Genomic DNA, 13,020 nt, shown 5'->3' on the forward strand with positions numbered 1-13,020 from the left:
TCAGCGTTCTGGCTGACTCGGACTATTACACTGCGCAATCGGTCTGTTTGGAGTCCCTCAGTGGAAGCTCGCCCTGAAAATAAGTGGGATGTAGTCATCATCGGCGGCGGCCAAGCCGCGTTGGCCACCGCGTACTTTCTGCGGCGTACGGGGTTGTCGTTTGTGATGCTCGATGCCGAGGATGGCCCTGGCGGGGCTTGGCGTCATGGCTGGGACTCCTTGCGACTGTTCTCGCCGGCGACTTGGAGTTCGATTGCCGGCTGGATGATGCCGCCAGTTCAAGAGGGTTACCCGAAGCGTGATCACGTCATCGACTACCTGACACGCTATGAGGCGCGTTACCAGTTCCCGGTCGAGCGACCAGTGCGAGTCACCTCGGTCGAACGCATCAATGGCGCGCTGCGCGTCCATGCCGAGCAAGGGCATTGGGATGCCAAGGCAGTGGTCAGTGCTACTGGTACCTGGAGCAATCCCCATATCCCCAACTATACGGGTACCGAGTTGTTCCGCGGCCAGCAGTTGCATTCGGCCCACTATGTCGAGGCCCAGCCGTTCGCAGGCAAACGGGTGCTGGTGGTAGGCGGTGGAAACTCCGGGGCACAGATCCTGGCAGAGGTCTCCAAAGTGGCCGACGCCACCTGGGTGACGCCCACCGAGCCGCTGTTTCTGCCCGATGATGTCGATGGTCGTGTGTTGTTCGAGCGAGCGACCGACCGCTGGAAAGCCCTGCAGGAAGGTCGCGTCATCGAACAACCAGTGGGCGGGCTGGGCGATGTGGTGATGGTACCGCCCGTGGTCGAAGCGCGTGAACGTGGCGTCTTGCACGCAGTTCGCCCCTTCACACGCTTCACCCGTAATGGTGTGGTTTGGCCCGATGGCACGGAGACCATGGTCGATGCAGTGATCTGGTGCACCGGCTTCAAACCCGCGCTGGGCCACCTGACCAACCTGGGGCTGATCAACGATGAGGGGCGAGTCGAGGTTGAGGGGACTCGCGCCGTCCACGAACCCAGGCTCTGGCTGGTGGGCTATGGCGAATGGACGGGATCGGCTTCAGCAACCCTGATCGGGGTGACCCGTACGGCACGTAGCACCGCAACCGAGATCGAACAGTTTTTGGCAACGGCGGAGGCCTGAGGGCCTCCGCTCTGAGCCGCTTGATCAGGCCTGCGGAGCCGCATCGAGGTGCCTGGGCAAGGCGATGGAAATCAGCGCAGCGGCCAGCACAAACGCACTGGAAACCCACAGGCAGGCCTCCAGACCATAAGCCTGGAATACCCAGCCCGAGAGTAACGTACCGATCAGTCGCCCCAGCGCGTTGGACATGTAGTAGAAGCCCACATCCAGCGACACGCCATCCTCCTTGGCGTAGCTGACGATCAAGTAGCTGTGCAGCGACGAGTTCACAGCGAACAGAACGCCGAACAGCATCAGCCCACCCAGCAGCACAACCTGAGGCGACAACCCCGCCGAAAGACCAAGGGCAATAGCCGCAGGTAAGCCAGCCAGCAGTGACGCCCAAACAAAAGCAGCTCGCCCATCGGGGACATGACCACGTTTTTTCCCGGTGATGTTCGGGGCGAACGACTGCACGATGCCGTAGCCGATCACCCAGGATGCCAAGAAGCCGCCCACCAGCCAGAAGTCCCAGCCAAAAACGGTGCTCAGGTAGACCGGCAAGGCCACCACGAACCACACATCACGGGCACCGAAAAGGAACAACCTGGCCGCGGAGAGGATGTTGATCGCCCGGCTCTTGGAGAGGATGTCGCGAAACTTGGGCTTGGCTTTGGCCTTGCCCAGGTCTTTCTTCAGCAGGAACAGGCTGGCTATCCAGATCAGGGCCAGTACGGCGGCCATCGCCAGCACTGCACCAGTGAAGCCCATCAATGCCAGCAACGCACCGCCGAGAAAGAAGCCAACCCCTTTCAACGCGTTCTTTGAGCCGGTGAGGACCGCCACCCACTTGTAGAGCGTGCCTTGTTGGGGTTGTAAGCCGGAAACCCAGAAATTTCCGTCAGCCGATCAACATGGCTTGTCTCGCGCTTGGTCGATGAGTTCCTGCATCGCCCGCATGACTTCTTCGTGGGTGTACGACTTGGCGTTGGGGTCGTCGGCCTCTCGGAGAGCTTCCTCGACCTCGCGGGTCATCCGCGCATATTCTTCCGGCCACAGCGCTTGCTCCATGCGCAGCGACGCCTGCCCAAGCAGGTGCAGCAGGCCGAACAGCCGCATGTCATTGGTGGCGACGACGTGCTCTCGAATCCGCTCCTGGATCACCTCGCAGGCCCGATGCGCCTCTGGCGTCGCCGTGCCCTCGTAGCCGGCTGGGAGTTCTGCTTCTTCAGCGATTCGCGCCCAAGCGATAGCCAGCGCCTCGATGGTGGACAGGTTCATTTGCTCATCCACTTGCGCAGCAGACGCTTTTTCAGGGAGGCGCGCTCTTGCGGATTGCGTCCCTTGTGGTTGGCAATGCGATCCGCCGTGGCGGCCTGGCGCTTGATGGGCCAGTAGGAGCGGCCATCCTTACCCATCGACCAGACGTTGCTGACCTGGTTTTCCAGTAGAGGCAGATGGGCGCATAGAGCTTCCGGCGACGCGCTGGCCAGCGCGGTGCGCTCGTGGGTTCGCCAGCGCTGATGCCAGAGTTTCTTGTCCTCGCGCTCGCTACGGCAGGTCGTGTGCCCAACGATGGGCGTTTTGCGGCGGCTGCGGCTCATGATGTGGTTGTCTCCAAGAACATTCAGGACAGGCTTTCTGGGTAGAGCGCCGTCAACCGGGACAGGGTTTCTTGCACTTGTTCCAGCGAGGTCATCAGATGATCAACCTGATCCTGAAGATCCACGGCGAGATCAAATAGCTCAGCCACTCGGCTGCGTGATCCCTCGTTGAACGCGGCCATTGCCAGTTGATGCAGCTTCAACAGGTCGGTGCGCAGTTGCGGAGGTGCGCCGTCTGCGCTGTCATTCAAATCGCCGCGCAGCACGTCCACGGCATCGACTGCACGCAGCAGTGCCGTGGTATCGAAATTCTCGGGAGTCAGTTCGTCCCATTCGTCGTCGGTGATGCGGGCTGCCATCAGGAGAGCTCCGATTAAGCGGTTGCGAGCGTTAGATGCCCGATCGGCTCGGCTGCTGGCCGTACCTTGATTTCGATGTCGTAGCCGAGGCGATTCAGACAATCCATCAGCTTGCGTTCGGATAGATTGGTGAAGTCGCCGCGCATCATGCCCGACACCTTCGGTTGCGGGATGCCCATGCGTTTGGCCGCCGCTTGCTGTCCACCGAACGCAGGCGCTTGGGCGGCTTGCTGGCAGAAGTGTTGGACGAATCGGCCAAAGCTGCGCTGGGCCAGCTCCTGGTGCGTGACGACACCCTGTCTCAACTGGCAGCGCTCAAGCAGGACGCTAAAGATTTCGGCTGGCGTCAGATGGCAGGGGAGCGCGAGAAGCGCGCCACGCTGAAGTCCTTGCACGGGATCGCCAAGGCGCTGCTGCCCAAGCTCGGCATCTCGCAGCAGAACCTGCTGTACTACGCGAGCCTGGCGAACTTCTATACCGTCCATGACCTGCGCCACCTGAAGGCGGAGCAGACCCGGCTCTACCTGCTGTGCTATGCCTGGGTACGTTACCGGCAGCTCACCGACAACCTGGTCGACGCGATGGCCTTCCACATGAAAAAACTTGAGGACGAGAGCCGCACGGGTGCGAAACAGTCCTTTGTCGCCGAACAGCTGCGACGCCATCAGGAAACGCCGCAGGTTGGCCGCCTGCTGTCGCTGTACGTGGACGACAGCGTGGCCGATCCGACGCCGTTCGGCGAGGTGCGCCAACGCGCCTACAAAATCATGTCCAGGGAATTGCTGCAAAACACGGCGCAGCGCATGAGCGTCAAGCCACTGAACAAACTGGCGCTGCACTGGCAGGCGGTGGACGGCCTGGCCGAACGCATTCGACGCCATCTACGGCCGCTGTACGTCGCGCTCGACTTCGCCGGCACGGCCCCCGATAACCCATGGCTCGCGGCGCTGACTTGGGCCAAGAGCGTGTTCGCCAAGCAGCAGCGCCTATCACAACGGCCACTCGACGAATGTCCGGCGGCAACGCTGCCGAAACGCTTGCGTCCGTACCTGCTGATGTTCGATGCCGAAGGCACGCCGACAGGCCTGCATGCCGATCGTTACGAATTCTGGCTTTACCGTCAGGTCAGGAAACGCTTCCAGGCGGGCGAGCTCTACATTGACGACAGCTTGCAGCACCGGCATTTGTCCGACGAGTTGGTTTCGATGGACGAGAAAGCCGCCGTGCTCGCGCAGATGGACATCCCCTTCCTGCGGCAGCCGGTCAGTGCCCAGCTCGATGCACTGGCGGCCGAGTTGCGTGCGCAATGGGTGGCGTTCAATCGCGAGCTGAAACAGGGCAAGCTGACGCACCTGGAATACGACAAGGACACGCAGAGACTGACCTGGCGCAAGCCCAAGGGGGAGAACCAGAAGGCGCGCGAGCAAGCTCTCTACGAGCAACTGCCATACTGCGATGTCGCCGACGTGTTTCGCTTCGTCAACGGCCAGTGCCAGTTCCTGTCGGCGCTGACACCATTGCAGCCACGCTATGCGAAGAAGGTAGCCGACGCCGACAGTCTGATGGCGGTGATCATTGCCCAAGCCATGAACCACGGCAACCAGGTTATGGCACGTACCAGCGACATCCCGTACCACGTCCTGGAGAGTACCTACCAGCAGTACCTGCGCCAGGCGACGCTACATGTGGCCAACGATTGCATCAGCAACGCCATCGCCGCACTGCCGATCTTCCCGCATTACTCGTTCGACCTCGATTCGTTGTACGGTGCCGTTGATGGGCAGAAATTCGGCGTCGAGCGACCAACTGTGAAGGCGCGCTACTCGCGCAAATATTTCGGCCGCGGCAAGGGCGTCGTCGCCTACACGCTGCTGTGCAATCACGTGCCGTTGAACGGCTACCTGATAGGCGCACACGAGTACGAGGCTCACCACGTGTTCGACATCTGGTACCGCAACACGTCGGACATCGTGCCGAGCGCGATCACCGGCGACATGCACAGCATCAACAAGGCCAACTTCGCCATCCTGCACTGGTTCGGACTTCGTTTCGAGCCGCGCTTCACCGACCTCGACGACCAGTTGCAGGAGCTGTATTGCGCCGATGATCTGGCATTGTACGAGAAATGCCTGATCCGGCCGGCTGGCCAGATCGACCGGCAACTCATCGTCGGTGAGAAGGCGAACATCGACCGAATCGTCGCCACACTGGGCCTGAAGGAAATGACGCAGGGCACGCTGATCCGCAAGCTGTGCACCTATACGGCGCCGAACCCGACGCGGCGCGCAATCTTCGAGTTCGACAAGCTCATCCGCAGTATCTACACACTGCGCTACCTGCGCGACCCGCAACTGGAGCGTAATGTTCACCGCTCGCAGAACCGCATTGAGTCCTATCACCAGCTACGCTCGACCATCGCCCAAGTCGGTGGGAAGAAGGAATTGACCGGCCGCACCGACATCGAAATCGAGATCAGCAACCAGTGCGCCAGGCTGATCGGCAACGCGATCATCTTCTACAACTCGGCGATCCTGTCCCTGCTGCTGACGAAGTACGAGGCAGCTGGCAATGCCAAGGCGCTGGCGTTGATCACGCAGATGTCGCCAGCGGCCTGGCGGCACATCCTGCTGAACGGGCATTACACCTTCCAGACTGACGGCAAGTTCATCGACCTGGATGCGCTCGTGGCGGGACTGGAGCTGGGCTGACGGAAATTTCTGGGATTCCGGCGTACAACCCCATTCAGGGACTTTTTACGCGCCATGCTCAACGTGTCGCCCCAGGCGAGGCCCCCCTCGCCGACGGTGGGCAGCGCTTTTGCGTAGCAGTTGGAGCCGATGTTCGAGGCTGTATAGCGAGCCGAAGCCGATTTGCCTGCGCAGGCCGCTGTCAGCGAAAGGCCGATGGCGAGCAGGGACAGCAGGCCCCATGACCAGCATTGGCGTGCGGTGGTACGGGTCATCCCGGTTCCCCTGCGGCAAGCTGCGTTTACTCAGATTAGTCGTTGTTGCACATGAGCGCGCGTGCTGTCTGGATGAACGCGTTGTTCGCAAGCTCTTCGCGAGCAGGCTCGCTCCCACAGTGGATTGAAGTCCTGGCGCGGACCTTATCGTTGACTGACCTGACGGGCACGCTGGAGATCGACAGCAGTCCGGTCATCGGTTTGATCGTCGAGTCCAGTTGCACCTTTTTTCCTCGGTCACCTTTCCCGACCAGGTCACGGTGGGCCTGCGTATCGCCCATCTGGCACCAGCAGTGCCCGCTACGATCGGGTCAGACGGGTTCGGGATGAGTTACGCACACTGACGGACTGATGCCGTATTCAAACCCAATAACGCTGTAGCGCACCCTGTAAACCCTGCACCGGGTCCTGTTGGGGAAACGGCAAGTTATGAATGCTTTCCAATTGTTGTGGTGTCGGCGCCTCGCGACAGATATCGGCATGCTGGCCGGGCGGGTAGGCACCGACGACCAGAAAGTCTTCGCTGGACTCGACATTGCAGTGACCGGTGCCGGCGGGCAGCAGCAAGACGTCGCCGGCGCTGACTTCCAGGACCCGACCCCGTGGACCGCCCAGCATCAGGCGTGCGTAACCGCTGGCGACGCCCAGCACTTCATGGCCCTGGGTGTGGTAGTGGTGATAGTCGTAGACGCCGTATCGCCATTGCGGCGGCCAGCCATTGGCGCTGAAGGTTTTTTCGAATGTCGCCGCCGGGTCGATCCGATCAGCGGCAATCGCCTTGATGTAAACGAGCACCGGTAAGCGAGGGTTGTTAGGCACCCAGCCATTGCGCTCGAACGATAGCCTTTGCACGGGGGCATCCACCGCCTGCGATCTGATCATGGAACATCCTCCGGTATTGAACATCGCCTGTGAGAGTCACCATTTATCAGTGACATTCAATATTCAGCAGTTGTTCAATCGGCCGCAATTCCCCCTGTGGGAGCGAGCCTGCTCGCGAAGGGGGCGGCACACGCAACAACACTATCGCCTGACACGCCGCCTTCGCGAGCAGGCTCGCTCCCACAGTTGATCATCAGTGAACGCATTCGCGAGCGAGTTCACCCCTCCAGGGAGTTGTGTTCGGTCACTCCCTGTTCCAGCCAGTCCAGGAGCGGGTGAGCACGGCGTCGACCAGTGCGATGCCCTGGGCGCATTTCGCGGCGACGATGGCCGACTCCAGAGTGTCGAACGTCAGGTGGGCGTTATCGGGCCCGGTGGAGCCGGGGTAGCACTCTTCCCAGCGCCGCCACGTCGAGCAGCACGGAGTCGCCATCCCGCTCCATATCGAACAGCACTGGCTGTATTGCAGTGATCGCCACCCGCTTTTTGCACTCAAGGACTGCTCGATCGAGGATGTCACGGAGTACGCATTGATCAAGCGCGGTTACTGGTCGAACTCCGAGGGCATGCGTCATGGTTTCACGCGCTACTCGGCGACCATCGACAGCATGGAAGCCGAACTCATATTGATCCTGTCTGGCAATTACATCGGCTCCACGGCCGAGTTTTCCTTGATCGTCAAAAACGGCCGGTCGAGAGAACCGTTGATACAGGCATTCCGAGAGGAGATCGATGCGGCATTCGGATTGGTCGATAAACTCGGCAAAGCGCAAAACCCCGTCAAACAATGATCAAACCTGTGGGAGCAACCTGTGGGAGCAAGCTTTGCTCCCACAGGTGTCTGTGCTGTTGATCGTTCGCGTTTCGCAAACACAATTGTCGGCCGGCGCCTAATTGTTCCCCTCATCAACGCGACGTACCGTGATCTCACCGCATTACAACAAAAAAGGTGAAATCATGAGTAACGCTGCAGTCAATACGGTCTTCGCCTCGCTGGATAACTTCCGCAAAGGCACGGTGGAGATCATCAGTGGCGAGGCCCGTCACTATGCATTTTCGAACATCTTTGAAGTCGCTCAGAACTCCAAACCCTACGAAAAAGTCGTGGTCGGCCTGAACCTCGGCTACGTCGTCGAGACTCTGCGCGCCGAAGGCCAGTCGCCATGGTTTACCGCTGCGCACGATGAGTTCGCCATCGTCATGGACGGTGAGGTCCGTGTGGAGTTCCTCAAGCTCGACGCGCCCTCCAAACACGGCGAGGGCACGCATCTGGCCGGCGAGCTGCCGGTCGGCAAACCGATGGGCTACGTACTGCTCAAGCGCGGCCACCAGTGCCTGTTGCCCGCAGGCAGCGCGTATCGCTTCGAAGCCAGCCGTCCGGGCGTGATCCTGCAACAGACCATCAAGGGTCCGCTGTCCGTCGAGAAGTGGGCAGAGATTTGTCTCAAGTAATCCGCCCCCGTCCCTCACAGCCGCTTTCACAAGAACAAAAGGAACTCCGCCATGGCCATGCTTGAATCCGCTGTCGACTCTGCCGCTTTCGCTGACGATGATGTGAAAGCCAGTCCACCCCATGCCGTCACCGGCTATCGCTCCTTCCAGCTCGGCGCCTTCGAACTGTCGCGCGACGAGTACTTTGCCCGCATCACCTGGCCTGCCAAGGGCGAAACCCGCTCGCACCTGATTCCCGCCGACATTTTCCTGCGAGCCTTGATGCGCGACGTGGCCTGGGGCTTTTTCTACGGCTGGGTCAACTTCGACCACGTCATCGGTACCCGCAACTACTACGGCAAGGTCGACCTGTACGCCGGCACCTTTAACGGCACGCTCAAGGCGGCCGGTGTCAACTACACCGAAAACTTCGAAACACCGCTGATCATGGCCACCTTCAAGGCCATCCTGCGCGACTGGACCAACGCCACCTTCGACCCGTTCGCGGCACCGGAAGAAACCGGCTCGGCGTTCGGTCGCAAAAATGGCGAAAACCTCGAATGCATCGAGCGCTTCCGCATCGCCACCAAGCGCATGCCTGGCCTGCAAGACGACTCGCCGCTGCGTAACGATCTGCCGGTCAATCGCCAGTTTGCCGACGTGTCCCAGGACGAGCCGGAAGTTCATGCCGCCGAAGGCTTCGAAGGCGAACTGCACGCCTTCAGCCTGTTCAAGTACCTGTCGCGCTCCGACGTCACCTGGAACCCGTCGGTGACCTCGGTGTGCAAGGCCAGCCTGTTCTGCCCGACCACCGAAGAATTCATCCTGCCGGTGTTCCACGGCAATGACCGGGTCGAGTGGTTCATCCAGATGTCCGACGAAATCGTCTGGGACGTGGGTGACAAGGACGACGGCAACCCGCGCGCCCGCATCACCATGCGCGCCGGCGACGTCTGCGCCATGCCTGCGGATATCCGTCACCAGGGCTACTCCACCAAACGCTCGATGCTGATGGTCTGGGAAAACGCCACGCCGAACCTGCCGCACCTGTACGAAAGCGGTGAACTCAAGCCTTACCCGATCGAGTTCTAGTAATGGGTGTCTGGCCCGGCGCAGACCGGGCCATGTGATCAAGAATGAAGACGTCAGACACTGCGCCCCCGGGCGCGGTGCGAGGAAAATATCATGCAAAATCAGCTCTATATCGATGGCCGTTTCGTTGACGCCGTCGCCGGTGGCACCATCGACGTCGTCTCGCCCCATGACGGTTCGTTGATCACCCGCATTGCCGCCGCCGAAGCGGCCGACGTCGACCTCGCCGTGGCCGCCGCCAAACGCGCATTTCCGGCCTGGTCGGCGCTGGGTGCCGCCGAGCGCGGGCGTCTGTTGCTCAAGCTGGCGGACCGGATCGAAGAGTGCAGCGAAGAACTGGCGCAGCTCGAATCCCTCAACACCGGTCACCCGATCCGCGATTCCCGTGGCCTCGACGTGCCACGCACCGCCGCCTGCTTCCGCTATTTCGGCGGCATGGCCGACAAGATCGAAGGTTCGGTGATTCCGGTGGACGCCGGGTTCCTCAACTACGTGCAACGCAAGCCGATCGGCGTGGTAGCGCAGATCGTGCCCTGGAACTTTCCGCTGATGTTCACCAGCTGGAAAATGGGCCCGGCGCTGGCAGCGGGCAACACCATTGTCATCAAGCCTTCGGAAATCACCCCGCTGTCGACCTTGCGCATCGTCGAGCTGATGACCGAAGTCGGTTTCCCCAAAGGCGTGGTCAACGTGGTGCCGGGTTACGGCCATACCGCAGGACAGGCGCTGGCCGAACACCTCGATGTGGGCAAGATTGCCTTCACCGGCTCCACCGCCACCGGGCGCCGGATCGTCGAAGCATCGAAGAGCAACCTCAAGCGCATCCAGCTGGAGCTGGGCGGCAAGGGCGCGAACATCGTGTTCGAAGATGCCAATATCGAAGCGGCGGTCAATGGCGCGGCGTGGGCGATCTTCCACAATCAGGGGCAGGCCTGCATCGCCGGCTCGCGACTGATCCTGCACAAAGACATCGCCGATCAGTTCCTGGAGCGTTTCATCGCTCTGGCCAAGTCGATTCGCCTGGGCGACCCGATGGACCCGGAAACCGAAATGGGCCCGCTGACGTCGGCACTGCACCGCGACCGTGTACTGAGCTACATCGATATCGCCATCGAGCAGGGCGGCAAGGTGCTGGCTGGCGGCAAGGCGCCGGACGACAAAGCATTGGCCAACGGTTTTTATGTCGAACCGACGGTGGTCGAAGCCAAGCCGCAAGACCGGGTCTGCCAGGAAGAAGTGTTCGGCCCGTTCGTCACCGTGGTGCGTTTCAGCTCCGACGAGGAAGCGCTGGCCATCGCCAACAATACCGAATACGGCCTGGGCAGCGGCCTGTGGACGCAGAACCTGGCGCGGGCGCATAAAATGGCCAATGCCATCCACGCCGGCATGTGCTGGATCAACTGCTACAAACGCGTCAGCCCCGGCAGTCCGTTTGGTGGTGTCGGGCAGTCCGGTTATGGCCGTGAGATGGGCTTCGAAGCGATTCACGACTACACCGAGGCCCGCTCGGTCTGGGTCAACGTCGACGCCAAGATCGCTCCCCACTTCAAGCGCTGAGGCCTGCCATGAATCCTTTCATTTACCAAAGCCTGCCGACCCGTGTGGTGTTCGGCTGGGGCAAGCTCTCGGCGCTGGCTGAAGAGATCGAACGCCTGGGCGCGCGGCGGGCGCTGATCCTGACCACACCGGAACAGCAGGATCTGGGCGAACAGGTCGCGGCGCTGCTCGGCGATCGCGCGGCGGGCGTTTACCCGCACGCGGTGATGCATGTGCCGCTGGAAGTGGCACAGGCGGCGCGGGTCGAAGCCGCTCGCCTGGATGCCGATTGCTGCGTGGCCATCGGCGGTGGTTCGACCATCGGCCTGGGCAAGGCGATTGCCATGGATTCGGGGCTGCCGATCGTGGCGGTGCCGACCACTTACGCCGGCTCGGAAATGACCCCGATCTATGGCTTGACCGAAAACCGCCTGAAGAAAACCGGCCGTGATCCGAAAGTCCTGCCCAAGACTGTGATCTACGACCCGCAACTGACTCTGACCCTGCCGTCGCAGATCTCGGCCTGCTCGGGCATGAACGCCATGGCCCACGCGGTCGAAGCGCTGTACGCCCAGGACGCCAACCCGATCATCGGTTTCATGGCCGAAGAATCGATTCGTTCCCTGGCGCAATCGCTACCGGGCGTGGTGAACAATCCGGATGACCCCGAGGCGCGCGGCCAGGCGCTGTATGGCGCCTGGCTGGCGGGCATTTGCCTGGGATCGGTAGGCATGGCCTTGCACCACAAGCTGTGCCACACGCTGGGCGGGACCTTCAATCTGCCCCACGCCCAGGCCCACGCCATCGTTCTGCCGCATGCCGCGCACTACAACCGTGAAGCGGCGGCGGGACCCCTGCAACGTGCCGCCCGTGCCTTGGGCGGTAGCGAGGCCAGCGAGGTGGGTGCATTGTTGTACGCACTGAACCAGAAGCTGGGCATCCCCCTGGCGCTGGCGGACATCGGCATGCCCGAAAGCGGCCCGGCCGAAGCCGCGCAGATCGCCTGTGCCAGCCCTTACTACAACCCGCGTCCGTTCGAACAAGCGCCGATCGAGGCCTTGCTGACCCGCGCCTGGAAAGGGTTGCCACCGGCCTGATCGGCTCAAATGAGCGTCGCTGGCGCTGGCGCTGCGACGCGATGTACTTACCTATCGGAATAACAACAATGACCGATCAAGACAAAGCCATCGAATCGCGGATCTCCGAGAAGGCGGTGGACAGCTTCAACGACGCGCCCAACGCGCGTTACAAACAGATCATGCAAAGCCTGGTGCGCCATCTGCACGCATTCGTCAGTGAAGTCGAGCTGACCGAGCAGGAGTGGTTTGAGGGCATTCGTTTCCTGACCGAGACCGGGCACAAATGCGATGGCCTGGTGCGTCAGGAATTCATTTTGTTGTCGGACACCCTCGGGGTGTCGATGCTGGTCGATGCGATCAACCATCGACACAGTGCCAGCGCCACCGACACTACGGTGTTCGGGCCGTTCTACATCGAAGGCATGCCCGAGCGCGAGTTCGGTGAAAACATGGCGTTCACCCCCGGCGAAGCCGCGCTGGTTCGTGGGCGCGTCGTCGATACTCAGGGCAAGCCTCTGGCCGATGCGGTGCTGGACGTCTGGCAAACCGCCGAAAACGGCATGTATTCCGGGCAGGACACCGAGCAGCCGTTCGGCAATCTGCGAGGGCGCTATCGTACCGACGCCAACGGTTATTTCGCGATCCGCACCATTGTCCCGGTGTGCTACCCGATCCCCACCGATGGCCCGGTCGGGCGCATGCTCGATGCCGCTAACCGGCACCCATGGCGGCCCGCGCACCTGCATTTCATGATCGACGCGCCGGGTTATCGCAAGCTGGTAACTCACCTGTTCAATCACGATGATCCGTATCTGGATTCCGATGCGGTGTTCGGCGTCAAACATTCGTTGCAGGTCATCTATGAGGACCGGGTCAGCCACGATGATTTGTCCGCCGACCTGGGCATGCAGGTGCCATTCAAGCGGGCGTGCTACGAATTCGTCATGGAGGCAGAGTGA

At 61.4% G+C, this 13,020-nt stretch carries 13 protein-coding genes and 3 pseudogenes; 8 read left to right on the top strand and 8 right to left on the bottom strand.

Going from position 1 to position 13,020, the window contains the following annotated elements; genetic code table 11:
* Positions 1-60: 60 nt before the first annotated feature.
* The gene (locus KDB76_RS29450) at positions 61-1,137 is read left to right on the top strand and encodes an ArsO family NAD(P)H-dependent flavin-containing monooxygenase (RefSeq protein ID WP_038409898.1); all 1,077 of its coding nucleotides are present in this window, start codon (positions 61-63) and stop codon (positions 1,135-1,137) included.
* Positions 1,138-1,161: 24 nt separating this feature from the next.
* On the opposite strand, the pseudogene KDB76_RS29455 reads toward KDB76_RS29450, so the two are convergent.
* The 5 genes and pseudogenes from KDB76_RS29455 to KDB76_RS30030 form a co-directional block, all read right to left on the bottom strand.
* Positions 1,162-1,986, bottom strand: a pseudogene (locus KDB76_RS29455) (MFS transporter); the annotation flags it as partial.
* 39 nt (positions 1,987-2,025) lie between these two features.
* Positions 2,026-2,397 (bottom strand): hypothetical protein, encoded by a 372-nt coding sequence (locus KDB76_RS29460; protein WP_023294894.1) that lies wholly within the window; start codon positions 2,395-2,397, stop codon positions 2,026-2,028.
* Positions 2,394-2,720: a hypothetical protein gene (locus KDB76_RS29465; protein WP_000091614.1), complete on the bottom strand. Its 327-nt coding sequence runs from the start codon at positions 2,718-2,720 to the stop codon at positions 2,394-2,396. The genes KDB76_RS29460 and KDB76_RS29465 overlap by 4 nt, the downstream gene beginning before the upstream one ends.
* Positions 2,721-2,743: 23 nt before the next feature.
* Entirely contained in the window at positions 2,744-3,079 is a 336-nt protein-coding gene (locus KDB76_RS29470; RefSeq protein ID WP_000741275.1) for a hypothetical protein, read from the bottom strand.
* A gap of 14 nt (positions 3,080-3,093) precedes the next feature.
* Complete coding sequence (locus KDB76_RS30030) at positions 3,094-3,384, bottom strand: helix-turn-helix transcriptional regulator (protein WP_249206257.1); 291 nt, start codon at positions 3,382-3,384, stop codon at positions 3,094-3,096.
* On the opposite strand from KDB76_RS30030, the pseudogene KDB76_RS29480 reads away from it, so the two are divergent.
* Positions 3,277-5,787 (top strand): annotated as a pseudogene (locus tag KDB76_RS29480) (Tn3 family transposase); the annotation flags it as partial. The gene KDB76_RS30030 and the pseudogene KDB76_RS29480 sit on opposite strands and share 108 nt — an antisense overlap.
* On the opposite strand, the gene KDB76_RS30035 reads toward KDB76_RS29480, so the two are convergent.
* From KDB76_RS30035 to KDB76_RS29490, 3 genes are all read right to left on the bottom strand, one after another.
* Entirely contained in the window at positions 5,718-6,041 is a 324-nt protein-coding gene (locus tag KDB76_RS30035; RefSeq protein WP_080708174.1) for a hypothetical protein, read from the bottom strand. The pseudogene KDB76_RS29480 and the gene KDB76_RS30035 overlap by 70 nt on opposite strands.
* A gap of 35 nt (positions 6,042-6,076) precedes the next feature.
* Positions 6,077-6,322: a hypothetical protein gene (locus KDB76_RS29485; RefSeq protein WP_038409896.1), complete on the bottom strand. Its 246-nt coding sequence runs from the start codon at positions 6,320-6,322 to the stop codon at positions 6,077-6,079.
* 79 nt (positions 6,323-6,401) lie between these two features.
* Entirely contained in the window at positions 6,402-6,923 is a 522-nt protein-coding gene (locus KDB76_RS29490) for a cupin domain-containing protein (protein WP_049870827.1), read from the bottom strand.
* 434 nt (positions 6,924-7,357) lie between these two features.
* Between KDB76_RS29490 and KDB76_RS29495 the strand changes: the two are divergent.
* The 6 genes and pseudogenes from KDB76_RS29495 to KDB76_RS29520 all read left to right on the top strand — a co-directional run.
* A pseudogene (locus KDB76_RS29495) lies at positions 7,358-7,714 on the top strand (hypothetical protein); the annotation flags it as partial.
* A gap of 166 nt (positions 7,715-7,880) precedes the next feature.
* A complete protein-coding gene (locus KDB76_RS29500) occupies positions 7,881-8,375 on the top strand; it encodes a hypothetical protein (protein WP_038409893.1) in 495 nt (164 codons plus the stop codon).
* A gap of 51 nt (positions 8,376-8,426) precedes the next feature.
* Positions 8,427-9,446, top strand: a complete 1,020-nt coding sequence (locus KDB76_RS29505) for a hydroxyquinol 1,2-dioxygenase (protein ID WP_038409892.1) — start codon at positions 8,427-8,429, stop codon at positions 9,444-9,446.
* Between the two features lie 93 nt (positions 9,447-9,539).
* Entirely contained in the window at positions 9,540-11,003 is a 1,464-nt protein-coding gene (locus KDB76_RS29510) for an aldehyde dehydrogenase family protein (protein WP_038409891.1), read from the top strand.
* An 8-nt stretch (positions 11,004-11,011) separates the two neighbouring features.
* Positions 11,012-12,079, top strand: coding sequence for a maleylacetate reductase (locus tag KDB76_RS29515; protein WP_038409889.1), 1,068 nt, complete (start codon positions 11,012-11,014; stop codon positions 12,077-12,079).
* Between the two features lie 68 nt (positions 12,080-12,147).
* Positions 12,148-13,020, top strand: a complete 873-nt coding sequence (locus tag KDB76_RS29520) for a dioxygenase (RefSeq protein WP_038409888.1) — start codon at positions 12,148-12,150, stop codon at positions 13,018-13,020.

Source organism: Pseudomonas sp. JS425 (assembly GCF_018223845.1).
GTDB classification, from domain to species: Bacteria; Pseudomonadota; Gammaproteobacteria; order Pseudomonadales; family Pseudomonadaceae; genus Aquipseudomonas; species Aquipseudomonas asiatica.